This is a genomic window from Geminicoccus sp., from assembly GCF_036263595.1.
Classification (GTDB): domain Bacteria; phylum Pseudomonadota; class Alphaproteobacteria; order Geminicoccales; family Geminicoccaceae; genus Geminicoccus.
This window is the reverse complement of sequence record NZ_DATAGQ010000241.1, coordinates 1-25,307: the sequence shown is the minus strand read 5'-3', so window position 1 is coordinate 25,307 and position 25,307 is coordinate 1. Positions and strand designations below refer to the sequence as shown.

Annotated in this window: 23 protein-coding genes; 19 read left to right on the top strand and 4 right to left on the bottom strand. The window is 65.6% G+C overall.

What is annotated here, in order from left to right:
* Positions 1-18: 18 nt before the first annotated feature.
* The gene (locus tag VHL31_RS25985; protein ID WP_329664155.1) at positions 19-1,689 is read right to left on the bottom strand and encodes an FAD-dependent oxidoreductase; all 1,671 of its coding nucleotides are present in this window, start codon (positions 1,687-1,689) and stop codon (positions 19-21) included.
* A gap of 274 nt (positions 1,690-1,963) precedes the next feature.
* Between VHL31_RS25985 and VHL31_RS25980 the strand changes: the two genes are divergently transcribed.
* The 6 genes from VHL31_RS25980 to VHL31_RS25955 all read left to right on the top strand — a co-directional run bounded on the left by VHL31_RS25980 (position 1,964) and on the right by VHL31_RS25955 (position 9,215).
* Complete coding sequence (locus VHL31_RS25980) at positions 1,964-2,923, top strand: substrate-binding domain-containing protein (RefSeq protein WP_329664163.1); 960 nt, start codon at positions 1,964-1,966, stop codon at positions 2,921-2,923.
* Between the two features lie 92 nt (positions 2,924-3,015).
* Entirely contained in the window at positions 3,016-4,527 is a 1,512-nt protein-coding gene (locus VHL31_RS25975) for a sugar ABC transporter ATP-binding protein (protein ID WP_329664154.1), read from the top strand.
* A 59-nt stretch (positions 4,528-4,586) separates the two neighbouring features.
* Positions 4,587-5,516 carry an ABC transporter permease gene (locus tag VHL31_RS25970; protein ID WP_349262560.1) on the top strand — a complete coding sequence of 310 codons (930 nt, stop codon included), beginning with the start codon at positions 4,587-4,589 and terminating at the stop codon, positions 5,514-5,516.
* 82 nt (positions 5,517-5,598) lie between these two features.
* Positions 5,599-6,615 carry a galactitol-1-phosphate 5-dehydrogenase gene (locus VHL31_RS25965; RefSeq protein WP_329664152.1) on the top strand — a complete coding sequence of 339 codons (1,017 nt, stop codon included), beginning with the start codon at positions 5,599-5,601 and terminating at the stop codon, positions 6,613-6,615.
* A gap of 33 nt (positions 6,616-6,648) precedes the next feature.
* Positions 6,649-8,166: an FGGY-family carbohydrate kinase gene (locus VHL31_RS25960; protein ID WP_329664151.1), complete on the top strand. Its 1,518-nt coding sequence runs from the start codon at positions 6,649-6,651 to the stop codon at positions 8,164-8,166.
* A complete protein-coding gene (locus VHL31_RS25955; RefSeq protein WP_329664150.1) occupies positions 8,166-9,215 on the top strand; it encodes a sugar-binding transcriptional regulator in 1,050 nt (349 codons plus the stop codon). Before VHL31_RS25960 ends, VHL31_RS25955 begins: the two co-directional genes overlap by 1 nt.
* A gap of 31 nt (positions 9,216-9,246) precedes the next feature.
* On the opposite strand, the gene VHL31_RS25950 is transcribed toward VHL31_RS25955, so the two are convergent.
* Positions 9,247-9,480: a DUF2934 domain-containing protein gene (locus VHL31_RS25950; RefSeq protein WP_329664149.1), complete on the bottom strand. Its 234-nt coding sequence runs from the start codon at positions 9,478-9,480 to the stop codon at positions 9,247-9,249.
* Positions 9,481-9,541: 61 nt separating this feature from the next.
* Positions 9,542-11,428 (bottom strand): malto-oligosyltrehalose trehalohydrolase, encoded by a 1,887-nt coding sequence (gene treZ, locus VHL31_RS25945; RefSeq protein WP_329664148.1) that lies wholly within the window; start codon positions 11,426-11,428, stop codon positions 9,542-9,544.
* 162 nt (positions 11,429-11,590) lie between these two features.
* Here treZ and VHL31_RS25940 point away from each other — a divergent pair, with 162 nt between their 5' ends.
* From VHL31_RS25940 to VHL31_RS25880, 13 genes are all read left to right on the top strand, one after another.
* Positions 11,591-13,186, top strand: coding sequence for an alpha-amylase family glycosyl hydrolase (locus tag VHL31_RS25940; protein WP_329664147.1), 1,596 nt, complete (start codon positions 11,591-11,593; stop codon positions 13,184-13,186).
* A gap of 116 nt (positions 13,187-13,302) precedes the next feature.
* Positions 13,303-14,130 carry an SGNH/GDSL hydrolase family protein gene (locus VHL31_RS25935; RefSeq protein WP_329664146.1) on the top strand — a complete coding sequence of 276 codons (828 nt, stop codon included), beginning with the start codon at positions 13,303-13,305 and terminating at the stop codon, positions 14,128-14,130.
* 112 nt (positions 14,131-14,242) lie between these two features.
* Positions 14,243-15,877 carry an alcohol dehydrogenase catalytic domain-containing protein gene (locus tag VHL31_RS25930; RefSeq protein WP_329664145.1) on the top strand — a complete coding sequence of 545 codons (1,635 nt, stop codon included), beginning with the start codon at positions 14,243-14,245 and terminating at the stop codon, positions 15,875-15,877.
* Positions 15,878-15,973: 96 nt separating this feature from the next.
* Entirely contained in the window at positions 15,974-16,750 is a 777-nt protein-coding gene (locus VHL31_RS25925; protein WP_329664144.1) for a DeoR/GlpR family DNA-binding transcription regulator, read from the top strand.
* A 61-nt stretch (positions 16,751-16,811) separates the two neighbouring features.
* Positions 16,812-18,236 carry an ABC transporter substrate-binding protein gene (locus VHL31_RS25920; protein WP_329664143.1) on the top strand — a complete coding sequence of 475 codons (1,425 nt, stop codon included), beginning with the start codon at positions 16,812-16,814 and terminating at the stop codon, positions 18,234-18,236.
* A gap of 64 nt (positions 18,237-18,300) precedes the next feature.
* Positions 18,301-19,161: a carbohydrate ABC transporter permease gene (locus VHL31_RS25915; RefSeq protein WP_329664142.1), complete on the top strand. Its 861-nt coding sequence runs from the start codon at positions 18,301-18,303 to the stop codon at positions 19,159-19,161.
* Entirely contained in the window at positions 19,158-20,084 is a 927-nt protein-coding gene (locus VHL31_RS25910; protein ID WP_329664141.1) for a sugar ABC transporter permease, read from the top strand. The genes VHL31_RS25915 and VHL31_RS25910 overlap by 4 nt, the downstream gene beginning before the upstream one ends.
* Before the next feature lie 2 nt (positions 20,085-20,086).
* A complete protein-coding gene (locus VHL31_RS25905; protein WP_329664140.1) occupies positions 20,087-21,166 on the top strand; it encodes an ABC transporter ATP-binding protein in 1,080 nt (359 codons plus the stop codon).
* Between the two features lie 3 nt (positions 21,167-21,169).
* Positions 21,170-22,255 (top strand): ABC transporter ATP-binding protein, encoded by a 1,086-nt coding sequence (locus VHL31_RS25900; RefSeq protein ID WP_329664139.1) that lies wholly within the window; start codon positions 21,170-21,172, stop codon positions 22,253-22,255.
* The gene (locus VHL31_RS25895) at positions 22,252-22,437 is read left to right on the top strand and encodes a hypothetical protein (protein ID WP_329664138.1); all 186 of its coding nucleotides are present in this window, start codon (positions 22,252-22,254) and stop codon (positions 22,435-22,437) included. Before VHL31_RS25900 ends, VHL31_RS25895 begins: the two co-directional genes overlap by 4 nt.
* Positions 22,438-22,444: 7 nt before the next feature.
* The gene (locus VHL31_RS25890; RefSeq protein ID WP_329664137.1) at positions 22,445-23,437 is read left to right on the top strand and encodes a dihydroxyacetone kinase subunit DhaK; all 993 of its coding nucleotides are present in this window, start codon (positions 22,445-22,447) and stop codon (positions 23,435-23,437) included.
* A 59-nt stretch (positions 23,438-23,496) separates the two neighbouring features.
* Positions 23,497-23,811 (top strand): UxaA family hydrolase, encoded by a 315-nt coding sequence (locus VHL31_RS25885; RefSeq protein ID WP_329664136.1) that lies wholly within the window; start codon positions 23,497-23,499, stop codon positions 23,809-23,811.
* Between the two features lie 8 nt (positions 23,812-23,819).
* Complete coding sequence (locus VHL31_RS25880) at positions 23,820-25,037, top strand: UxaA family hydrolase (RefSeq protein WP_329664135.1); 1,218 nt, start codon at positions 23,820-23,822, stop codon at positions 25,035-25,037.
* 65 nt (positions 25,038-25,102) lie between these two features.
* On the opposite strand, the gene VHL31_RS25875 is transcribed toward VHL31_RS25880, so the two are convergent.
* On the bottom strand, positions 25,103-25,307 hold a 205-nt coding region (locus VHL31_RS25875; protein WP_329664134.1), incomplete at its 5' end, for a DUF2382 domain-containing protein.

Below are 25,307 nucleotides of genomic sequence, written 5' to 3'. Positions count from 1 at the left end.
CGCTCTGCCCCTCGTCGTTCAGGCGACCTCCGGGTTCAGGAATTGATGAACCGCCGCCACCACGACCGAGCCTTCGCCGACGCCGGACGCGACACGCTTGACGGAGCCCGCACGGACGTCGCCAACCGCGAAGATCCCGGGCCGGTTCGTCGAGAAGGGTGAGGAGAGTGCACGCCCATCAGGGTCCTGGCCGGTCAGGACGAAGCCCTTCGCGTCCAGCTCCAGGCAGCCGTCCAGCCAGTCGGTGTTCGGTTCGGCACCGATCATCACGAAGACGTTGCCGACCTGATGGGTTTGTTCGTCCCCGGTCACCCGGTTGGTCCAGGTGACCCGCCGCAGCATCGCGTCGCCTTCGAGCGCGGTGATCTCGCTGCGGGCATGCAGGGTGATCTTTGGCGACGAGGCAATCCGCTGGACCAAGTAGTCCGACATGGTGGCGGCCAAACCGCCGGCCCTGACCAGGATGTGGACGTGCTTGGCCATCCGCGACAGGAAAACGGCCGCCTGGCCGGCTGAGTTGCCGCCGCCGACCACGACAACTTCCTCCCCGTCGCAAAGCTGGCCTTCCATCGCGGTGGCGGCATAGTGGATGCCTTGCCCCTCGTACTTGGCGTAGTTGGCGACACTGAGCTTGCGGTAGCGTGCCCCGGTCGCGACGACGATCGACCTTGCCTGAACGGCCTGCCCATCATCGAGAACGATGCGAAAGGGCTGTCGCTCGCAAATCAGTTCACTGGCATGGCGGGATATGGCAAGGCGCGCGCCAAACTTCTGGGCCTGGACTTGTGCTCGACCCGCCAGCGCCTGTCCCGAAATGCCAGTCGGAAAGCCGAGATAGTTCTCGATCTTTGAACTGGTGCCTGCTTGGCCACCAGGAGCCACGCCCTCGATGACGATCGTGTCCAGGCCTTCCGATGCGGCATACACGGCAGATGCCAGCCCTGCCGGACCGGCACCGACCACGGCCACGTCGTAGACGCGGGCTTGATCGATCGTCTCCGTCAGACCGAGATCGTCGGCCAGCAGCGACGTTGACGGGTTGCGCAGGACCCTTTCGTCCGACGCGATCACGACCGGCAGCTGGTCGGCCGTCAGCTCGAAACAGGTCAGGAACCCATCGGCATCGGGATCCAGGTCCGTGTCCAAAAGGCGATGTGGGTAGCCGTTGCGGGTCAGGAAGCGCTGCAGCCGCAACGTATCGGCGCCATGACCAGGTCCGATCAGGACGACGCCGCCCTGCGAATGGCGGATGAGCCCGACCCGCCGGAGGATGAAGGCCCGCATGATGATTTCGCCGATGTCAGGCTCGCCCGTCACCAGCCGCCGAAAGTCGGTACGCTTGACTCGGATCACCCGGCTGTCGGCACCGGTGCGGCCGGACACCAGGACCTGGCGGTCATTGAACAGATCCAGTTCGCCCGTGAACTGGCGCGCGACATGCACTGCGAAAACGTTCGGCTGACCGACCTTGTCCACGTCGAAGATTTCGATCTTGCCCTCGAGCACGACGAAGAAGTCGACGCTGCGCTCGCCACGCGCGAACAGGGTCGTCCCGGCCGGCAACTGCTCCTGGGCGCCATAGGCGCAAAGACGCTGCATCATCTCTTCCGTGAGATATGGAAACGTCTGGGCTTCCCGCGCATACGGATCGGTCGGGTCCGACGGCTCGCTAGAACGGCCTGCGCTCATGGACATGGTGTTCCTCAGACTGTTTCACCGGACAGCTCCTTGCGTAGATTAGCCGCCCTTGGCACCAAGTACATGAACGGTGCGGCGACACGGATGGCTGGCGCACGGCGCTGAAGCGATTGCAGACCGGTTTGACTTAACAAATGTGATCTGACTTCAAATTATTGACGCTGCCCGCTTGACCGTTCCGGACCGACGCCGCAAACCTGCCATAGCCGGGCCACAAGAATCGCCCGCGTTGATCCAAGGGTCAGGGAGACCGAACGTGAAGCAGATGCTCTGGGGCTGCGCTGTAGCCGCGCTGTTGGCCGCTGGTTCGATGGCCGACGCGGAAGCGGCCGACTGCACCGTCGGCGTAGCGATGTACACGCTGGGCGCGCCCTACTTCGCCGCTCAGGTAGCCGCGGCCGAGGATCAGGCGAAGAAGGCCGGCTGCACCGTCTATACCTCGGACGGCCAGAACGACATGGGCAAGCAGATCTCCGACGTCGAGGACATGATCGCCCGCGGCGTGAACCTCCTGATCCTCAACCCGCGTGATCCAGAAGGCTTGGTCGCCACCGCCAGCAGCGCCACGGCCCAGGGCGTGAAGGTCGTGGTCATGGATTCCAGCATCAATCCGCGCGCCGATGTCGTCACCCAGGTCCGTTCTTCCAACGACCAGAACGGGTTCCTCGTCGGCCAGTGGCTCGCCCAGAAGATGCAGGGCAAGCCGATGAAGATCATCCTGCTCTCTGGCGACAAGGGCAACGAGGTCGGGCGCGACCGTCGGCTCGGCGTGTTCCGTGGTCTGGTCGAAGGCCAGCTGGTCAACGAGGGCAAGGCTGGCTTCGAGGTCGTGGGGCAGGGCTGGGGCGGCTGGTCGCACGAAGGCGGCCTCGCGGCGATGGAAGACCTGCTGACCGCGCATCCCGACGCGAATGTCGTGCTGGGCGAGAACGATTCGATGGTCCTGGGCGCCCTCAAGGCGCTGGAGGCCAGTGGCAAGACCGACGTGCTGGCGCTCGCCGCTGCCGATGGACAGAAGGAAGCGCTGGCGCTCATCAAGGAAGGCAAGTACGGCGCGACTGGCCTGAACGACCCGGATCTCGTCGCGCGGACTGCCATCGATATTGGGCTGAAGGCCCTGGACGGCAGCCTCCCCGCCGACTTTCCCAAGCTCCAGCTGACCACGCCTGCCGCGATCACGCAGGAGAACGTGGACCAGTACTATAAGCCCGACGCCGTGTTCTGATGAACGATGGAGCCGGCGTCTCTGCCGCATGAGAGCGCCGGCTCCGCTTGAGCAGCGTCACGAAGCCCAGCTCAGATCTAAGGCGTGCTGACATGACCGAGCTTGCGCGGCTCGAGGCCATCACCAAGTCATTCGGCGGCGTGCACGCACTGCGTGGTGTCGATTTCGACATCCAGGCGGGCGAGGTGCACGCGCTGCTCGGCGAGAACGGTGCCGGCAAGTCGACCTTGATGCGGGTGCTCAACGGCGAGTTCCCGCCGACCTCGGGCGAGATCCGGATCGGTGGCCGGTCGGTCATCCTCAAGGACCCGCACGCGGCACGGATCCTGGGGGTCGAGGTCGTGCATCAGGAGCTGGCGCTGGCGCCCGACCTCACGGTTGCAGAGAACATCTTCCTGGGCGAGCTGCCGGGGGTGATCAGCTGGGCCAGCCTGAAGGCCCGCGCGCGTACCTTGATCGAGCGGCTGGGCTTCGACATCGATCCGGGTGCGACCGTCGGCAGCCTCGCCGTGGCGCACCAACAGGTCGTGGAAATCGCCAAGGCCCTGTCCCACGACGTCAAGATCATCGTGTTCGACGAGCCGAGCGCGGTTCTCTCGGCACAGGACGCCGATCGCCTGCACCGCATCATCGCCGGCCTGCGCGGCCAGGGCGTCGGGATCGTCTACATCTCCCATCGCCTGGAGGAGATCTTCAAGATTGCCGACCGGATGACCGTCATGAAGGACGGCCAGCGTGTCGGTACCGTCCGCAACGGCGATGTCACGATCGACGAGCTCATCCGGATGATGGTCGGCAGGCCGCTCTCCGCCCTCTTCCCGGAGGGGGGTCGGCGGGCGATCGGCAAGGAGGTCCTGCGGGTCGACCGGATCAACGCGGGCCGGATGGTCCGGGATGTCAGCCTCTCCGTCCGCGCCGGCGAGATCGTGGGCCTGGGTGGCCTCGTGGGTTCCGGACGGACGGAGGTCGCACGGGCGATCTTCGGGGCCGACCGCCTGGACAGCGGTACGATCCAGCTGAACGGCCAGCCGGTCACGCTGCGCAGCCCGACCGACGGGGTCAAGGCCGGCGTCGGGCTGGTGCCGGAGGACCGCAAGCTGCACGGGGTCATCCTGGACAAGCCGATCCGCGTGAACGCGACAATGGCGCGGATGTCGTCGGTCGTGAATGCGCTGGGATTCCTGCGCCAGGGACTGGAGAAGAAAATCGTCAGTGACCTCGGTGCGAGCCTCCGTCTCAAGGCCTCCAGCATCGACGCGCCGGTTTCCAGCCTGTCCGGCGGAAACCAGCAGAAGGTGGTGCTGGCCAAGTGGTTCCACGCCGGCGGCGACCTGATCATCCTGGACGAGCCGACGCGCGGCGTGGACGTCGGAGCGAAGACCGAGATCTACATGCTGATCAACCGACTGGCGGAAGACGGCAAGGCCGTGCTGGTCATCTCGTCCGAGCACCAGGAGCTGTTCGGGCTGTGCGACCGCGTGCTGGTGATGGGCCAGGGGGAGCTGAGAGGCGAACTCACCCCGGACCAGTACAGCGAAGAACGGCTGCTGGCGCTGTCGATGACCGGGCGGACGAACGCGAACGGAATGGGTGAAGCAGCATGATCTCCGCCGTCGAAGCACCTCGTACGGAGCGCAAGAGCAAGGTGGCGTTCGGCCCGCTCATGCAGAGGTTCGGCACGCTCGCGATCTTTCTGGCGCTCGTCATCGTCGCCACGATCTGGTCGGATGCCTTCCTCACCCGTGGCAACATCCTGAACGTCCTCCGTCAGGTGGCATCGGGCGCCGGCATCATGGCCGTCGGCATGCTGTTCGTGATCCTGACCCGCGGAATCGACCTTTCCGTTGGTTCGATCGCCGCACTGGGCAGTGTGCTCACCGGCTATTTCGTCGCGATGTCGGGCTTCGGGGTCCTGACGACCATCGTTCTGGTACTGTTGGCCGGTGCCGGATGCGGACTCTTCACCGGCCTGTTCGTGGCCTACCTGCGCCTTCCGCCGTTTGTGATGTCGCTGGCCATGCTGGCGATCGCCCGTGGGCTGGCGCTGATTATCTCGGACGGCCGTCCGATCCCGCTGGGTGAAGCCGGGCAGGCGTTCCAGTCCTTCGGCTCCGGTTTCCTGTTCACGATCCCCCAGCCCGTCATCCTGATGTTCATCGTGTTCATCGTGGGTGGTATCGTGCTCAACTTCACCCGGTTCGGCCGGATCATCACCGCGATCGGATCGAACGAGGAGGCGGTGCGGCTCGCCGGCATTCCAGTGCCGCGCTACATCCTCGCGGTCTACGTCATCTCGGGCGTGCTCGCCGCCACCGCCGGCATCATCTCGTCCAGCCGGACCGGCGTCGGATCGGCCCAGGTCGGCATCGCTGCCGAGCTGAACGTCATCGCCGCGGTGGTCATCGGCGGCGCCAGCCTGATGGGCGGGCGAGGCGGTGTGATCAACACGTTCCTGGGCGCGCTGGTGATGGGCATCATCGCCAACATCATGAACCTGGCGGGCGTCCCCGGCTATCATCAGCAGGTTTACATGGGTGCGATCATCGTCGTGGCCATGCTCCTGCAGTACGGTACCGGGTCGCTCAAGCGCTGAGGCCCGCCACGACATCGAGATCCACATCGACGGGTGCTGGCCCATGAACCGGGCGAGCTTGCCTACCCGACAAGGACGAACCATGCGCGCTGCTGTGATGCATCAACCGGGCGATATCCGCCTGGAGGACCTGCCAAAGCCCTCGCCCAAGCCGGGCGAGGTGCTGCTGAAGGTGGCGGCCGTGGGCGTGTGCGGCTCCGACATCCCGCGCATGCTCATCAAGGGCGCCCATCGGATGCCGATCGTCTGCGGCCACGAGTTCGCCGGTGAGATTGCCGGCCTCGGCGAGGGCGTCGAAGGCTTCACCCAAGGGGATCTGGTCGGCGTCGCGCCGATGCTGCCCTGCGGCGTGTGCGACCAGTGTGCCACCGGCAACTTTTCGCGCTGCCGCAACTACGACTATTTCGGCAGCCGGCGGGATGGCGCCTATGCAGAGTTCGTCTGCGCGCCCACGCGCAACCTGCTGAAGGCGAAGAGCGGCGTCGATCCGCGCGCCGTCGCGATGACCGACCCGGCCTCGATCGCGCTGCACGCGATCTGGAAGGCCAAGCCCACCCTGGGCGACCGCGGCGGCGTGATCGGCTGCGGCCCGATCGGCCTGTTCGCGATCCAGTGGATGAGGCTGATGGGCTGTCGCGACATCGTCGCCGTCGACCTGTCGGAGAAGAAGCTGGAGCAGGCGCGTCAGGCAGGTGCCAGCCATACCTTCCTGGCTTCCGCGGAGATCCCGAAGGACCTGAAGTGCGACCTGATCGTCGAGGCTGCCGGGCATCCGTCCTCGATCAATCTCGCGGCGGGCTTGGCGGCCCCGGGCGGGCACGTGGTCTTCATCGGCATCCCGGTCGGCGACGTCACCCTGGAGAACAAGACCTTCCAGCACTTCCTGCGCCAGGAAGTGTCCCTGCACGGCGCCTGGAACTCGTTCGGCGCGCCATATCCGGGACCGCAATGGACGGTCACGCTCGACTATCTTTCATCCGGCGCTCTCCAGTGGGAGTTCATGATCACGCACGAGCTCCCGCTGGACGAACTCCCGGGCATGTTCGGCAAGATCAAGGCGGGCGGCGAGTTCTTCTCCAAGATCATGTTCCGCCCCTGAGCCGGTAGGCGAACGAGGAGGGGGGCACGCGTCATGGCATTGTTGCTGGGCCTCGATGTCGGCACGGGCGGCGTGCGGGCCGGCGTGTTCGACCTTGCCAGCCGGCGGATGCTCGCCGAGCGCGAGGCACCGTTTGCGACCACGCACCCGCAGCCGGGTTGGGCCGAGCAGTCTCCACTGGACTGGTGGCGCGCGGCTGGCGAAGCCACCCGCGACCTGATGCGTGCGATCGGGCGTCCCGAACTCGCCGGCCTGTGCGTGGCGACCACGGCATCCACTGTGGTGGCCTGCCGCCAGGATGGCACGCCGCTGCGGCCGGCCTTGCTCTGGATGGATTGTCGTGCGGCGCGACAGGCGGATCGGACTGCGACATCGACGCATCCCGTTCTGGCCTATGCGGGTGGCAGCGATGCGGCCGAGTGGCTGGTCCCAAAGGCCATGTGGCTCAAGCAGGAGGAGCCGGAGAGCTATCGGCAGGCCGACATCGTCTGCGAGTGCCTGGACTACATGAACTTCATGCTGACCGGCCGCTGGGTCGCCTCGCGCATGAACGCCACCTGCAAGTGGAACTACGACTCCGTCGCCCGGTGCTTCCACGCCGAGCTGTATGACGAGCTCGGCATTTCCGAGCTGCCGGCGAAGCTGCCGGGCGAGATCGTGCCGGTCGGTGGCCCGGTCGCAGAGATCAGCGAGCAGGCGAGGGACCATCTTGGCCTGTCGAACCGGCCGATGCTCGCGCAGGGCGGCATCGACGCGCATATCGGCATGGTGTCGGCCGGCACGATGGCGCCGGGCGAGATGCTGCTGATCGGTGGGACGTCGGTGGTGCAGCTGTTCCAGCTGGCCGCCCAGCAGGATGTCACCGGCTTCTGGGGTCCCTATCCGCACGCGCTGGTGGACGACCATTGGCTGGTCGAGGCTGGCCAGGTCTCGGCAGGCTCGGTCCTCTCCTGGTGCTCGAAGGATGTCTTCGGGCTCGGCCAAGATGCACTTGCCGACCTCTGGCAGGCGGCATCGCGGTTCGAGGTGGGTGGCACCGGCCTGTTGACCCTGGACTTCTTCATGGGCAACCGGACGCCTTACCGCGATCCACATCTGCGGGGAGCGGTGCTGGGCTTGACCCTTGGCCATGACAGGGCTGCCTTGTACCGGTCGGCTGTCGAGGGGGTGGCTCTCGGTTCGGCGAATGTCCTGCGTCACATGCAGGAACTGGGCATACCCTGCCGACGCGTGGTCTGTGCTGGGGGGATCGCCAAGAATCGCTTGTGGCTTCAGGCGACGGTCGACGCCATGGGCCTGCCCGTGCAACTGGCTGCGGAAGCCAATCTGTCGATCCTGGGTGCTGTGGGGTGTGCCGCAGCCGGGGCAGGTCTGGCCGCTGACCTTTTCGCCGCGGCCGATGCCGTCGTTCCCGCCACCACCACCATCGAGCCTGATCCTCGCGCTCACCAGCGCTACCTGGAGCTTCTCGAGGACTATCGCGAAGCGGCGCAGCTCCTGGGGCCACTCGCACGGCGGCTTTCCGCAAGGCAGAGCAAGGCCCTAAGCTGATGGGTGGCGATGCGGTCCAGCGTGACGTGCACCTGCGCGATCTGTCGGCCGACGATCGCGTCCAGCTCATGATCCAGGTCGCCAAGCGCTACTACCATCTCGACATGACGCTCAACGTCATCGCGAAGGACCTCGGGCTTACCCGCTGGCAGGCGAGCCGCCTGCTGACGGACGCGCGCGAAAGCGGCATCGTCCGGATCGAAATCGTGCCGCCAACGCCGCGCCTGCCTGATCTGGAAAGCCGGCTCCAGCGTGTGTTCGGGCTGAGGGATGCCGTGGTCGTGCCGTTCGACCCGGACCGCAGCGACGACCTGATGCTGGACAGCGTGGCCCAGGCGGCGGGCCGGCTGCTGGCGGGCCTCGACCGGTTCCCGCTGATCGGCGTGTCCTGGGGCCGGACGATGAGCGCCGTCGCGCGCCGCCTGCCACCCTTCTGGAACGAGGGGGTCGAGGTCGTGCTATTGAACGGCGCCATGAACGTGAGGGCCTCGGCGACACGCACCAACAACGTGGCTGAGCTGTTCGCCCGCTCGGCCAACGGCCATGCAACGCTCCTGCCGGTACCGGCCATTCTGGGTAAGGCCGCTACCCGCATAGCCCTGGAGCAGGACCCCACCATCGCCAGCGTTCTGGAGCTTGGACGCAAGGCCCAGGTGATCTGCTTTGGCCTGGGCGCCATGGGGACCGACTCGGTGCTGGTCCAGTCGGGCTTCGTGACGGAGGCGGAGGCTGCGGACCTCAAGGCCCGTGGTGCCGTTGGCGACATCCTGAGCCGTTACATCGACGCCGAGGGCGCAGTCGTGGACGCAGGCCTGAATGATCGCACGATCGGCGCCGACCTCGCATCTTGCAAGGAGCGGGCTTTCTCGATCGGCGTCGGGACTGGCCGCACCAAGCACGCCGTGACCTTGGCATGCCTGCGCGCCGGCTACATCAACGTGCTGGTCACCGACGAACAGACCGCCCTTTTCCTGCTGGAGGCGGCCCATATCGGCTTCCACGTCAATCGAACGCCGCCGGCGAACAGCCGGCTGGTCGAGCCCCGCTGATGCGCCATGCTTCACGCTCGGGCTGCTGCCGCTAGGATGGCAGGATGTCGTCCGTCCGGGCAGCCCCCAGATCCGGCTCCAGATCGCTCGATGGCGCCTGCTCGCCGCCTCGCTCTTCACCCGTTACCAGACCGGCCTCCTGTTCCGCCCTGAACCAGAACTCGTGGTCACGGCCCTCCGGTCGCCCTTCCGTTTCCCACAGTTGGTAGGCCCGCTCGCGGACCTTCTGCAGAATGGCCTCGTCCGCCTGTCCAGGATCGCTCATCGCTGTCACCTTTCATGATGGCTTTTCAAGAGCCGCTGCTCCAGCGGTTCCGGCTATTCTCTCATGTGTCATCGTCTGACGCAGCCAAAACTACCGCTGCATGCCCCGGGACCCGCCATCCTCGAGTGGTCACGACCGGGGCCGTGCCGGAACCGCCATAGACGGGTGACTCGCTGGACCAGCTCATTGCCCAACGCTGCCCCTCTGGCGGCGCCAGAAGCGGTTCGGGCAGGCTTGCACGCGATAGGTCCACGCCGAAATTGACCAGCAGCAGCCGGTCCGACCCTGCCGGACCGAAGAAGCGCAGGACGAACGCTTCCGCGCCGAGTACGGCACCGTCCAGTCGGTCCGCCCGCTGGGCCGCAAAAGCAGGATCTTCCCGCCGCATCCGCAGAAGGTCGCGATGCAGCGTCAGTGCAGCCTCGTTGCGCCTTGCTTCCGACCAGTCGAGCTTGCAGCGCTCGTAAACATCCGGTGATGTCGGATCCGCCAAAAAGGGCCGCATCTCGGCAGTGATGCTTTCGAACTGGCCGAGAAAGGCGTGCCTTCCCTCGCGCACGAGGTCGGCCAGATCCGGCTTCTGGTCGGAGAAGTAGAGGAAGGGCGTCGACGCCCCAAACTCCTGACCCTGGAACAGCATCGGCGTGCCGGGCAGCAAGAGGAGCAGCGCCGTCATCGCACGAGCCCGCCCGGGACTGGTGAGCTGGTGGATGCGCAGGCCCCGGGCGCTATTGGCGACCTGGTCGTGGTTCTGGATGAAGGTCACCATCGCTGGCGGTGCCAAGTCGAGGCCGGCAGTGCCGCGGGTATCGTCCTGGTGCGCGCAATGCTGTCCCTGGAACAGGAAACCGTACTTGGCGGCCGAGATGAACTCCTGTGGGGTGCCCAGATGGTCCTCGTAATAGGCCTCGTTGTGCCCGGTGAGTGCCACCATGGCGGAACGGTGCAGGTCGTCGTTCCAAAGCCCGTCCAGGCCATAGCCGCCATTCTCGGCGCTGCGCACCAGACGGGTATGCTGCGGTTCATTCTCGCCGATCAGGACGATCCCGCGGTCTCCGGCTGCCTGTCGGGCTGCCCGGACGACCGCGGCGATGATGTGGTCCGCGGAGGAGTCGAACATGCTCTGCGTGGCGTCCAGGCGCAGGCCGTCCATGTGGAACTCGTCGATCCAATAGGCTGCATTGGCGGTGAAGAATTCTCTCACTCCTGCCGCATTCGGTCCGTCGAAGTTGATCGCCTCGCCCCACTCGTTCGCATAACGATCGGTGAAGTAGTCCGGGCAGAATGCCGACAGGAAGTTTCCGTCAGGTCCCAGATGATTGTAGACGACATCCATGATGACGCCGATGCCGAGACCATGGGCGGTATCGACGAAGGTGCGCAACTCGTCGGGCGTGCCGTAGAGGTGGGTCGGCGCGAACAGGTCGACGCCGTCATAGCCCCAGCCGAACCTGCCGGGGAACTCGTTGACCGGCATCATCTCGATGATCGTGATACCGAGGTCGCGCAGGTAAGGTAGCTTCGCGGTGGCGGCAGCCCATGTGGCTTCCGGCGTGAACGTGCCGACGTGCAGCTCATAGATGACCTGCCCCTCGATCTTGACGGCAAGCCATTGGTCATCCGTCCAGTGGAACCGCGTGGGATCGATGACGGCGGACGGACCGTGAGGTCCCTCCGGCTGCCAGCGCGACGCCGGGTCAGGGTAGAGCGTCTCGTCGTTGTCGAGCCGAAAGCGATAGCGCGTGCCGACGTCAGCTTCCCGCACGATGGCGGAATGATATCCGTCCGGCTCCCGTTCGAGGCGGTGCTCTCTGCCATTCTCCAGCACCACCGCCGCCGTGGCCCGCAACGGTGCCCAGATCCTGAACGAGGTGCCCTCGCCATGATGCTCGGCACCGATCGGATAGCGCCGTCCGCCATGGGCCCACCAACGAGCCTGCTCCGTCATGCATTCTCTCTTGCTTGCATTGCGCACGGGCGTTCAACCGCAGGCGGTGTGGCCCGTTCCGCAGGCCATCCGTTGCGCGCCTGGGGAACCCTGTCCCTGGCGGCGGCTTGGACTCGCTGACCTCGGCCTTCGCAACTTGTCCACGCCCTTTGGAGATGGCTCATGCCGGAGACGACCTGGTGGAAACGCGGGATCGTCTACCAGATCTACCCGCGGTCCTTTCAGGACGCGAACGGCGACGGCATCGGTGATCTGGATGGAATCCGTCAGCGGCTGGACTATGTCGCCTGGCTCGGCGTCGACGCGATCTGGATCTCGCCCATTTACCCCTCGCCGATGGCCGATTTCGGCTATGATGTCGCCGACTATTGCGGCATCGATCCCATCTTCGGGACCCTCGACGACTTCGACCGGCTGGTCGAGGAGGCGCATGCGCGCGGGCTCAAGCTCATCCTGGACTTCGTACCCAACCACACCTCCGACCAGCACTCATGGTTTCAGGAAAGCCGCTCGTCGCGCACCAGCCCCAAGCGGGACTGGTATATCTGGCGCGACCCGGCGCCCGGAGGGGCCCCACCGAACAACTGGATCTCGAATTTCGGTGGCCCAGCCTGGGAGTGGGACGAGGCGACGGGGCAGTATTACTGTCACCTGTTCTTGAAGGAGCAGCCCGACCTGAACTGGCGAAATCCGGCGGTGCGCGAGGCGATGCATGATGCCCTTCGCTTCTGGATGAAGCGCGGCGTGGACGGATTCCGGGTGGACGTCATCTGGCTGCTCATCAAGGACGCCCAGTTCCGGGACAACCCTCCAAACCCTGGGTTCCAGCCAGGTCAGGCCGAGATCAACCAGTTCCTTCAGGTCTACTCTGCGGACCAGCCGGAGATCCACGAGATCATCGCGGGCATGCGCCAGGTACTGGAAGAGTTCACCGAGCGGGTCCTGATCGGCGAGATCTACCTGCCGCTGGAGCGCCTGGTCACCTATTACGGCGAGGATCTGTCCGGCGCGCACCTGCCGTTCAACTTCCAGCTCATCCAGACGAGCTGGCATGCCAAGGCGATCGCGGACCTGGTGAACGAGTACGAAGGCTGCCTGCCGCCCGGCGGCTGGCCCAACTGGGTGCTGGGCAACCACGACCAGCCGCGGATCGCGGCACGCATCGGCCATGCGCAGGCGAGGGTGGCCGCCATGCTGCTGCTCACCCTGCGTGGCACGCCCACCATGTACTACGGCGACGAACTCGGCATCGGCAGGGTCGAGATTCCTCCCGATGCGGTCCAGGACCCGTGGGAGAAGAACGAGCCGGGGCTGGGGCTTGGTCGTGATCCCGAACGGACGCCCATGCAATGGGACACGTCGCCCAATGCCGGGTTCACGACGGCACAGCCCTGGCTGCCGCTACCGCCCGAGGCGTCCACCTGCAATGTGGCAACTCTCGCCACCCAGAGGGACTCCATTCTCGTCCTGTACCGGCAGCTGATCGAGTTGCGGCGACATCACCTGGCACTCAGCGTCGGCGACTATGGGGGCGTATCGGCAAGCCAGCAGGTCTTCGTCTTCGAGCGGCGCCACCGCTCGGAGCGGCTGCTGGTGGCGCTGAACATCGGACGGATCGGGCAGGTCGTTCCGATGCCGGAGGGGGGACATGGACACGTCTTGCTGTCCACTCATCTGGACCGTGTCGATGAACAGGTTGGCCATCAATTGGAACTGCGGCCTGACGAAGGCTTGATCATCGCCCTTGATGTGCAGTGAAGCGTTGGGCGATCCAGCCCGGCCAATGAACCCTTTGGCAAGCCAGCCGTTGAAGCCTGACGGGCCGGCGATCCGTGCGAAGGCATGGCACCTCGGCCCGATGGAGGAACGAACTCATGCGCCTTCTCAGGCTGCTGTTCCAAGGGATCGTCGCATTGAGCATGTCGCTGGGAGCTGCGGCCCAAGCCGCGCCGACGTTCGACCGTATCGTCGTTCTCGGTGACAGCCTGTCCGACAACGGCAATGCCGGACGTTTCTCCAACGGACCGGTCTGGGTGGAGGTGCTGGCAGGGCGGCTGAACGTCCCGCTCAGCCCCAGCAGCGAAGGCGGCTCCAACTACGCCGTGGGTGGCGCGCAGCTGGATCCGGCCTCGGGTCCCCACAGCCTGCGGGCGCAGGCGGATCTCCTGTTGAGCAAGCCCGCACCGTCGGGGCGGACACTGTCGATCGTATGGGGTGGTGCCAACGACCTTTTCGCGGCCGCCAGCCAGCCCGATCCCGCGACCAAGCTGCGCGCGTCGGTCGCCTCGCTGCGCAGCGTCGTGGCTGATCTCGTCGAGCACGGGGCGACCGACATCCTGGTCCTCAACCTTCCGGACGTGGGCTTGGCTCCGGCGGTACAGGTGCATGGCAGAAGAGCCGCCGACGTGGCCCGGCTGCTGACCGACCGGTTCAACAAGGAGACGGAACGGGTACTCGCCGAGATCGAAGCTTCTGCCTCGCGCTCCCTTCGCCTCACCCGTTTGGACGTCCATGCCCTGGCCGACCAGGTCCGCAAGGACCCGTCCGCCTTCGGCTTCGTCAACATCTCCGTGCCATGTTCCGGACGGGCGAGCTGCGACGGCTATCTCTTCTGGGACGAGGTCCATCCGACGAGCTTCGCCCATCGGCGGCTAGCTGAGCGGGCACTTCAGCTGCTCGGTGCTGGCGAGGCGGCCCAATGATACGCCGGCGGACTTGCTGCAGATGGCCCCGTCCTTCATCGTCCGCCGCGGTGCCGGCCACGTTCAGGACGGCCCCGCATCCACCATGACCTCATCGCCAGAAGCTCATGACATGACCGACGCCGCCGTGCCGAGCGACACGATCGTCACCCGCACCTGGCCATTCGCCGGCGGGGACATTCGCGACATCGGGGTGGAGGGACGGTTCGTCGAGCAGTCCTTGGAGTTGCCGGGGCCGGACGAGATCATCGCGCGAGTGGACGCCGTCTGCATCTGTTCGTCGGACGTCAAGGTCATCCGCATGGGGACGGCCCACCCGCTGCTTGCCGGCCGCGAGCTTGCCAAGGATCCGGCCGTGCTGGGCCACGAGATGGCGCTCACGGTTCTTGCGGTCGGTGAGCGGTGGCGTGACCAGTACCGTCCGGGCGAACGGTTGGGCCTGCAGCCGGCCATCCTGGTGAAGGGCAGCCGCCAGACGATCGGGATGGACCTGCCCGGCGCGTTCGGCCAGCACATCCGCCTCGATGCCCGCACGCTCGGCGGAGAGCAGCCCTATGTCTTCCGCGTGCCCGACGACGTCAGCGCCGCCACGGTCGCCATGCTGGAGCCCTATTCCTGCGTGGAGGCCGCCTACCGGCCGAATTGCCGGACGACGCTGAAACCGGGTGGAAGGCTGCTGCTGGTGACGGGCCAGGATGGTGGCGGCATCGACCTGGACATGGCGCTGCCCTCCTCGTCGGTGGACCTAATAGCGCCCGACGCCAAGGTCCTCGCCTGGGCGACGCCATCACAGAGGGTAACGACACACGCGGCACTGGAGGCGCTTCCTGCATCGGGGGAGGGCGATGGCTTCGACGACATCATCATCCGTGGCCAGGTCGGCCAGGCCGCGCTCGAGCGACTGATCGCCCTGCTCGCGAAGGAGGGCATGCTGGTCCTGGTCGGCGATCAGCCCCGGGAGGGGGTGGCGGTGGATGCTGCCAGGATCCACTACCATGCCCTTTCCCTCGTCGGCGCACCCGGGCCCTCTTTGGCCGAGGCATTCTCACCGGTCCGCAACCGGTTCGAACTGAAGCCCGGTGGAATCATGCTGATCCTGGGAGCTGGCGGTGCCATGGGCCGGATCCACACCCATCGCGCGATCGAGATGGGCGACGGTCCCCAGACGATCATCGCGGCCTCCCGCAAGGCCTCCCGCTGCCAGGCCTTGCTGGACGATTTCGGTGGCCTCGCCTCCCGCTGCGGCAAGAAACTGGTGGTGGTCGAGGACCAGGATGTCGAGCAGACCGTTCGGGATCTGGCCCCCAAGGGATGCGATGACGTGGTGGTCGTGGCGCCCGACATCGGTCTCATCGAGCGCGGTGCCGGGCTGATGGCGCCTGACGGAATGCTGGTGCTGTTCTCCGGCATGCCGTTCGGCAAGCCATGCCGGCTGCCGATCGGCCGGATCGCGACCCACGGCGCCCGCTTCACCGGGTCGACCGGATCGGCGGTGAACGATCAGCTGGCAGTGCTGGGCAGGGTGATGAACGGAACTCTGGACATGTCCGGCAACCTGGAGGCCGTCGGCGGACTGGCGGCGCTCCCGGACGCGCTGGAAGCCGTCACCGAGGGCCGCGTATCCGGCAAGATCGCCATCTACCCGGGAAACCTGGACCTGCCGCTGACGCCGATCCGCCACCTGATACCATCGACGGCAAAGGGGCAGTGGACACGCGCGGACGAGGAACAGCTCCTCGAACGCTGATCAGGGCGTGACAATATCCCAAAGAAATCTGTTGCGATCCCATCTGCGCCTGTTACATCCCAGCCCAGATAACAGATCAGGGTCGGGAGGCGTAGGTTGCGCGGAGAGTCGCGCCGGGAGGCACTCCTCCAGTATCTGCGCGTCCACGAGAACGCCTCGGTCGAAGAGCTCGTCGAGAAAATGCATGTCAGCAAGATGACGGTGCATCGGGACCTCGACCGGCTCGCGGAGCAACGGCTGATCCGCAAGGTGCGCGGTGGCGCGACCCTGACGACCAGTATCGTGTTCGAAGGCGACTATGCCTATCGCGAGCGGCAGAACCGTGGCGACAAGGCGGTTCTGGCAAGGCGCATCGCCGAGCTGGTCGAACCCGGCATGGCCATCATCCTTGATGATTCCTCGACCGCGGCCAGCATCATGCCACTGCTGGACACGAAGCGACCGCTGACGGTCATCACCAACAGCCTCAAGGCGATCATGACCTTGCAGCGGGCGGACGAGATCACGCTGATCTCGCTGGGCGGCAAGTACGATCCGGTGGCCAACGCCTTCTTCGGCCTGATCTGCGAAGCGGCGGTCGCTCGTTTGCGTGCCGATCTGGCGATCTTCTCGACCTCGGCCGTGCGCGGCACCAGCGCCTTCCTGCACGACCCGGACATCATTCGCGCCAAGCTGGCCATGAAAACGGCCGCAGAGCGCTCGATCATCGCGTTCGACAAGTCCAAGGTGGGGCGCTCGGCGCTCAATTTGTTCGCGCCACTGCGCGACTTCGATCTCGTGCTCGTCACCGAAGGGCTGGCGCCGGAATTCCAGTCGGCCCTCCAACGTGATGGCGTACCTTTGGAACTGGTTCCGGCGGGTGCAGCCCAGTGACGCCGCGACCGGCACAATCGATCAACTTGTCGGACAGAAGACTAGGAGGGAGGCTCACTTCATGAAGAATACACGAAAGCTCCTTGGTGGCGTCGGCGCAGCCGCGGTTCTTGCCACCGCAGGCTTGTCGGGTTCGCCGGCATCGGCGGCCGAGACCCTGACCTTCATCTGGCATGCCGGCACCTGCGCCGATGCGGTCGTGGACATTGCGAAGGACTATCCTGACAAGAACATCACCATCGTGCCGGCACTCGTCCCCTATGGGCCGGAATGGCACAACAAGATCGCGTCGGAGTTCGCGATCAAGGGTGATGGGTTCGACTTCGCGATGTGGGACAGCCAGTCCACGGCCGAGTTCGCGGGCGGCGGCCATGCCTATTCGATCAACAAGGTTTTCGAGGAATCGGAGGTCCTGAAGCCCGAGCTGTTCGATCCCGCCTCCCTGTCGCGCTACGGCGAGTACCCGGATGGGTCCGGCAAGTACTGGGGCCTGCCGATCAACCAGGACGCCTACGGCTTCATGTGGCGCAAGGACCTGTTCGAGGACCCCAAGGAGCAGGCCGACTTCAAGGCGAAGTACGGCAAGGACCTGAAGGTCCCGCAGACCTACCAGGATGCCCGCGAGATCGCCGAGTTCTTCACGCGGCCCGACCAGGGCATGTTCGGCTGGGGCCAGATGGGCGGCCGCGAGTACGACTTCGCGACCACGGCGTCGAACTCGTTCATGTGGTCGTTCGGCGGCGAGCTCTACAATCCCGAGACCTTCGAGGCAGTGGGTTACCTGAACTCGCCGGCGTCGGTGGACGGTGTGCAGTTCTATGTCGACATGTTCAAGTTCGGCCCACCCGGCAGCCAGAACTGGGGCTATGACGAGGTGAGCGCTGCGTTCCAGCAGGGTAAGCTCGCGATGGCCATGCAGTGGTACTACTTCAACGGCTCCAACTCGGACCCGAATGTTAACAAGTTCGCGGAGCAGACCGGCTTCGGCAACCTGCCGGGTGCCATCGGCCGCGACGGCAAGTTCCGCCGCCAGTATTCGGTCGGCGGGCAGGGCGTGGGCATCAACACCTACTCCAAGAAGATCCCGCAGCTGGTCAAGTTCCTGGAGTGGTACTTCCAGCCCGAGCAGCAGAAGCGCTATGCCGCCGTCTGCCAGACGGGCCTGAAGTCCGTCCTGGACAGCCCGGACTGGCAGAACCTGAACAGCTACAACAAGCATTTCGCCCGGGCGCTCGAGTACACGAACGACTACTGGCATCTGCCGGAGTACAATGTGCTGCTCGACATCCTGCAGGAGGAAGTCTCCAACGCGGTCTCCGGCAAGAAGACGGTGCAGGAGGCCCTCGATGACGCCGCCGAGCGTCACGAGGAAGTGTTCGAGGAAGCCGGGTACGAGATCACCCGCTCCGACGAGCTGCCGGAAGTGCCTGATACGGTGATCGCACCGGTCGGCATGGACCAGGTCGTGGAACTTCCGACTGACTGATCAACTGCCGGATGGTGCTCCTGCGAGCACCATCCGCTCTTCCCGTGTCCCGTGAGACCAGCCCATGTCGCTTCACCGGCAACCGATCCTGATCCCGGCGATCGTGATCGGCGTCTACATGATCTATGCCTGCGGGCCGTTGTTCTGGCTGGTCGTCTCGTCCCTGAAGGACCGCCAGGAGCTGTTCACCTGGCCGCCCAGCGTGTTCTTCACGCCGGACCTGACAGGCTATCGGGCCGTGTTCGGCCTGGGCGAGGCGGCCCAGACTGCAACGGCTTTGGGCCTGACCGATGCGCTGATCAACTCGATCGTCATCTCGGTGTCCGGCACGGCGCTGGCCGTCGCGTTCGGCACGCTCGCCGGCTATGCCTGCTCGCGCTTCGCCTTCCCGGGCCGCGACGACTTCATGTTCTTCGCGCTCTCGACCCGCATGATCCCGCCGGTGGCCGTGCTGGTCTTCTACCATGTGATGTTCTCGAACCTGGGCCTGTCCGATACGCGCACCGGCCTGATCCTGGTGATCACCTTCATCAATCTCGGCCTTGCGACCTGGATCATGAAGGGCTTCTTCGACGGCGTGCCGGAGGAGATCGAGAACATCGCGCTGGTCAACGGCTATACCCGCCTATACGCCTTTTGGAACCTGGTCCTGCCGATGGTTCGCGGCGGCATCGCCGCCACTGCTGGCTTCTGCTTCATCTTCGCGTGGAACGAGTTCGCCTTCTCCACGATCCTCGCCACGACCCAGGCCAAGACCCTGCCGGTGAAGATCTCCTCGGCGTCCGGTGCCACGGGCATCGAGTGGGCGCAGATCTGCGCGGCCGGCGTCGTCCTGGTGATCCCCGTCGTGATCTTCTTCTGGCTGATCCGAAAGTACCTCTTGATGGGCATGACCTTCGGCGTCCTGGGGAGGGCACGGACATGAGGCAGGCGATCGATATTCCCCAGGCACCGGCAAGGGCCGTTCCAAAAGCCGTGTCCGATCGCACGATCTGCGGCCTGTTCGTGCTGCCGGCCCTGGGCGTCCTCTTGCTGATGGTGGCCTATCCGTTCGTCTCGCTGCTCTACTATTCGACCCTTCGCTTCTCGATCCTGAATCCCGACAAGGGTTCGCCCTTCATCGGGATCGACAACTATGTCCGGATTCTGTCCAACGGGTCGATCTGGGAGCGCTTCGTCTTCACGGGCCAGTTCGTGCTGGCCACGGTGGTCGTGCAGTTCATCATCGGCGTCGCGGTCGCCTATGCGTTCCAACGCAACTTCAAGGGCCGCGACCTGCTCTTCACGGTCGCCATGCTGCCGATGATGGTCTGCCCGATCGTGGTGGGCTTTCTCTGGCGCTACATGTTCAACTCGGAATGGGGCGTGATGAACTATCTCATCACCCTGGTCGGCCTGGAGAAGATCGACTGGCTGGGTGTGCCCACCAATGCGCTCTGGGCCGTGGTGATCGCCGACGCGTGGATGTGGACACCCTTCGTGATCCTGCTGGCCACGGCCGCCTTTCGCGGCATTCCCACCGACATCAACGAAGCGGCTGAGATCGACGGGGCCTCACCCTTCTTCCGGTTCACCCGTGTGACCCTGCCGATGTCGATGCCGATCCTGCTGATCGCCTTCCTGCTGCGCCTGATCGACGCTTTCAAGCAGTCCGACCTGTTCTTCGCGATGACCGGCGGCGGCCCCGGCTCGGACACCGAGACGGTCGCGTTCCGCCTGGGCAAGATCGCATTCAGCCATTTCTATACGGGCCAGGCCTCCGCGTTTGCCGTGATCATGCTGATCATCATCACCGGGCTTTCACTGATCTTCGTGCGCCTCCTGACCCGGCAGGGGAGGCAGGACTGACCATGGCCCGCGTTGCCCTCGACCATCTGTCGGTCCGCTTTGGCCAGGTTGCCGCTGTCGACGACATCTCGATCGCCTTCGAGCAGGGTGAGTTCGTGGTCCTGCTGGGCCCTTCGGGTTGCGGCAAGACCACGACGCTGCGTTGCATCGCCGGCCTGGAACAGCCGACCTCGGGCAAGATCCTGTTCGACCAGGACGAAGTCTCGCACCTGCCGCCACGCGCGCGTCAGGTGGCCATGGTCTTTCAGTTCGTCTCACTCTACCCGCACCTGAATGTCCGCGACAACATCGCCTTCCCCTTGCGTGCCCGCGGCGAGAACAAGGCCGAGATCACCCGCAAGATCGCGTGGATGAACAAGATCTTCGATCTGGGCGAGATCCTCGGCCGTCGCCCCGGCACGCTCCCGCCCGGCGCGCGCCAGAAGGCGGCACTCGCTCGCGCGGTCGTACGGGAACCACGTGTGCTGCTGCTGGACGAGCCGCTCTCGGCGATCGACGAGCAGTTCCGCGAGGAAATGCGCTGGGAACTCCGGCACCTCCAGAAGGAGCTGGGGATGACCACGATCCACGTCACCCACGACCAGCGCGAGGCCATGTCGCTGGCCGATCGGGTCGTGCTGATGCGGAACGGCAAGATCGTCCAGGCGGGCCCGCCTGCCGAATTGTTCAACGACCCGGTCGACGAGTTCGCAGCCCACTTCATCGGCTCGCCCAGCGTGAACCTGATCGAAGCGACGTTCACGGAAAGCGGCGTGGCCCTGGGTGACGAACAGGTGCCGATCGCCGTGCCGGAGCAGCATCTGGCGGCCATCCGGAAAAGCGGCCTGCAGCACGGCAAGGTCGGCATCCGGCCGCACTCGCTTACCCCCGCCTCAAGCGGCGAGTTCGGCGCGGTGCCGGTGAGCAGGCCGATCTCCTACGCGATCGGCCGGGAGCGCTTCCTCGACTTCGAGCTGTCCGGCCAGATCTGGCGTGGGGTCCTCCCTTCGGGCTCCGGCGAGGATGTCCCCAGCCAGATGCATCTCGACCCGTCCAAGATCTTCTATTTCACGCCCGAGGGTGTGCGACTGCCGGTGGCCTGAACGATGACCGTGCTTCACCTACGCGGCCTGTCCAAGGATTTCGGCGTCAAGCAGGCGCTGCGAGACGTCAGCTTCGATCTTGAGGAGGGCGAGGTACTGGCTCTTCTGGGTCCGACCGGTGCCGGCAAGACCACGACGTTGCGCTGCATCGCCGGCCTGGAGAAGCCCGACAGCGGCTCCGTCTTCCTGGACGGCATCGACGTGACGGCGACCTCGCCCCGCGAGCGAGATGTCGCCGTGGTCTTCGAGGGCTTCAACCTGCTGCCGACCCTGTCGGTTTTCGACAACATCGCCTTTCCGCTGCGCTCGCCGGTCTATCGGCGCCCTGAGGACGAGGTGAAGCGGGAGGTGGCGCAGGCGGCCACGACCCTGCGGATCGCTCACCTCCTGGAGCGGCGCATCGAGCAGTTGTCCGGCGGGGAGAAGCAGCGTGTCGCCATCGCCCGGGCCCTGGTGCGCAGGCCCCGTGTCTATCTCCTGGACGAGCCACTTTCCGCCCTCGACCTGAAGCTGCGCGAAAGCCTGCAGACCGAGATCAAGGCGATGTACCAGTCGACGGGTGCCACGGTCATCTATGCCTCGCACGACTATCCGAGTGCCGCCGCGATCGCGACCCGGATGGCGCTGATCGAGAACGGCCGGGTCCTGCAGTGCGCCACACTCCCAAAGATGATCGACGACCCGGATCATGCCTCCGTGGGCAAGCTGGTGGGGAGCCCCGCCATGGCCCAGTTCCCGGCACGTTCCGGCCGCAATGGCGTCGAGATCGACGGGCTGCCGGTGGTCCTGCCGGGCGTGCGAGCAAGCCAGCCTCTGATCGTCGGCATCTGGCCGGAGGACATGGAACTGTCGACGAGCGCCGGGCCCGGCTTCGTGGAGGGCAGCGTCTACGCCACCGACTTTCGTGGCCGCGACCAGGCAATCGAGATCCGTGCCGCCAGCTACCGCTTTCGCAAGGTCGTCGACCTCGACCTGCCACTCCAGCAGGGCGACACGCTGTGGTTCCGCCTGCCGCCCGACAAGGTCTTCACCTTCGATGCCGCGTCGGGAGAACGGATCCGCGACGCACAAGGCAGGAGGGCCGCATGAAGCGCCAGACCTGGTACGGTATCGCGACGACGGCCATCCTGCTCGGCGTCGTGCTGATGTGCCAACCCTTCTCCGAACTGCTCTACAGCTCCGGCTTCCCGGTCATCCTGGCCGGCGTGATCCTGTTCATCGTGCTGGATCACCTGTCCCCGCCCAAACCCAAGTCCGACCCGAGCGCCTGAGGCCGACATGTCCAAGGTTCAGAAGATCATCAACGATCCCGAGAACATCGTCGCGGAGGTGATCGAGGGCCTCGTGCTGGCGTCGCACGGCAAGCTCGCCAAGCTGGACGAGGTGCCGGCCCTGATCCGGACCGACATCGAGGAAGGCAAGGTGGCGCTGCTCATCGGCGGCGGATCCGGCCATGAGCCCATGTACTCGGCCTATGTCGGCAAGGGCCTCGCGGACGCCAGCGTGTGCGGCAACATCTTCGCCTCGCCGCCGCCCAACTTCATCCACGAGGCCACCAAGGCCGTCGATCGGGGCAAGGGCGTTCTCTACCTCTACGGCAACTATGCCGGCGACGTGATGAACTTCGACATGGCGGCGGAGATGTCCGCCGAGGACGGCATCGAGGTCCGAACCGTCCTGGTGACCGACGATGTCGCGACCGACAAGCCGGAAGACCGCCGCGGCATCGGCGGTGCCTTCTACATGGTGAAGATCGCCGGCGCCGCCTGTGCCACTGCCCAGTCGCTCGACGAGGCCGAGGCGGTGGTTCGCAAGGCGCAGGCGAACGTGCGGACCATCGGTGTCGCCGTGCGCGCCGGCTCGCTGCCGGAAACCGGCGAGCCGACCTTCGAGCTTGGCGAAGGCGAGATCGAGATCGGCCTGGGCGTTCATGGCGAACCCGGCGTCGAGCGCAGCACCCTGATGCCGGCCGACGAGCTGACCACGAGGATGATCGATCGGCTGGTGAACGACCTGCCGTTCCAGCGGGGCGACCGGGTGGCGATGCTGCTCAACAATCTGGGCGCCACGACCCAGATGGAGCTCCTGATCGTGAACCGGAAGGCGCGTGCGTTGCTGGCAGACAAGGGTATCGAGGTGGCACGTACCGACATGGGCGCCTACTTCACCTCCCAGGAGATGGCCGGCTTCTCGATCACGCTGGTCAGGCTCGATGACGAACTCGAGCGGCTGATTGCGGCACCTTGCCAGTCGCTGCCGTTCAGCCAGTAGCCCATCCTGGCCGTGGAGCGGCTGCCTGCCGTCGGCCGAACGCATGGGCTGGATCAGGGATGAACGAGGACCCGCGACTGCTGCTGCTCGACGACCAGGACGATATCATGGTCGTGATCGCGCCGATCAGGCGGGGCGAGACCATGGAGGTCGACGGCCTGCGCGTGCAAGCCACGGCCGATATCGGGCTCGGCCACAAGGTAGCCCGCCGCCCATTGGCTCCAGGGGCGCAGGTGCACAAGTACGGCGTCCCGATCGGCTCGGTCACCAAGCCCATCGCCGTCGGCGAGCACGTGCACGTGCATAACCTCGCCAGCAACTACACGCCCACCTATACCCTGGATGATGCGAAGCCATCGACGGGAGGAACCTGATGTGTGCCATGGCTGACTCCTCGACCAGCTTGCGGGGCTGGCTGCGGCAGGACGGGCGCAAGGGCATCCGCAACACCGTCGCGGTGGCGTATCTGGTCGAATGCGCCCACCATGTCTGCCGCGAGATCGCTTGGCCGATGCGGGAGCAGGGCGTCCATGTGATCGGTTTCCCCGGCTGCTTTCCGAACGACTATGCGCAGCGCATGATGGAAGCGCTGGCGACGCACCCGAATGTGGGGGCGGTGCTGCTGGTTTCGCTGGGCTGCGAGAGTTTCAACAAGTACCGGCTTGAGAAGGTCATCCGCGAGAGCGGGCGGCCGGTGAAGACGATCACCATCCAGGCTACCGGCGGAACCCGGAGCTCGATCCAGGAGGGCCGTGGCTGGGTGGCCGAGCAGGTCGAGGCCCTGGCAGCCGAGCCGACCTTGCCCATGGGAATCCAGGATCTCGTGGTCGGCACCGTGTGCGGTGGGTCCGACGGCACCAGCGGCATAACTGGCAACCCTGCGGCGGGGCGTGCCTTCGACAAGCTGGTCGCGGCCGGCGCCACCTGCATCTTCGAGGAAACCGGCGAGCTCATCGGCTGCGAGCACATCATGGCCAAGCGGGCGGTGACGCCGGAACTGGGCCTGGTACTGGAGGCAAGCGTCGCGAAGGCCGCGCGCTATTACGCGACCCTGGGCTACGGCTCGTTTGCCGCCGGCAACGCAGATGGCGGCCTCTCGACCATCGAGGAGAAGTCGATGGGCGCCTATGCCAAATCGGGGCGCTCGCCTCTCTCAGGGCTGATCAAGCCTGGCGACCTGCCACCGCAGGGCGGACTCTATCTTCTGGATGTGGTGCCGGACGGCGAGGTTCGCTTCGGCTTCCCGAACATCAACGACAACGCTGAGATCGCCGAACTGATCGCCTGCGGCTCCCATGTCGTTCTGTTTGTCACCGGGCGCGGTTCGGTCGTGGGCTCCGCCATCTCGCCGGTCGTCAAGATTTGCGCCAATCCCGAGACCTTTCGCCGGATGGCCGACGACATGGATGTCGATGCGGGGCGCATCCTGCATGGCAAGGCGAGCCTCGACGATGTCGGGCAGGAGATCTTCGACCTGATCCTGTCGGTCGGCCGGGGTGAAAAGACCCGCTCGGAGGATCTCGGCCACCAGGAGTTCATCCTGGGCTACAAGAGCTTCGAGCCGATCGGGCCGGGCTGTCTTCCCTCCGTCACCGTCTGACCGGCAAGCCTAAGGAAGTGCAGGAGCAGACGGGAGCCGCCCTGTCCGGGCGGCTCCCGTTGCCATCAGATCACGTCGCGGTCGCGGCGCAGGGCCGGATCGGTGCCGGCCAGGCCGGTGCGGTCGTCGTCGACCTCGACCTCGGTCGAGCGCACGGTGTCGTGCACGGTCTCGGTATGGGTCTCGACGTCCTTGCGGATCGCGATCTCCTCCTTGACGTGCGCCGTCTTGGAGACCACCGCCTCCTCGCCGCGCTCGACCGCCTCGATC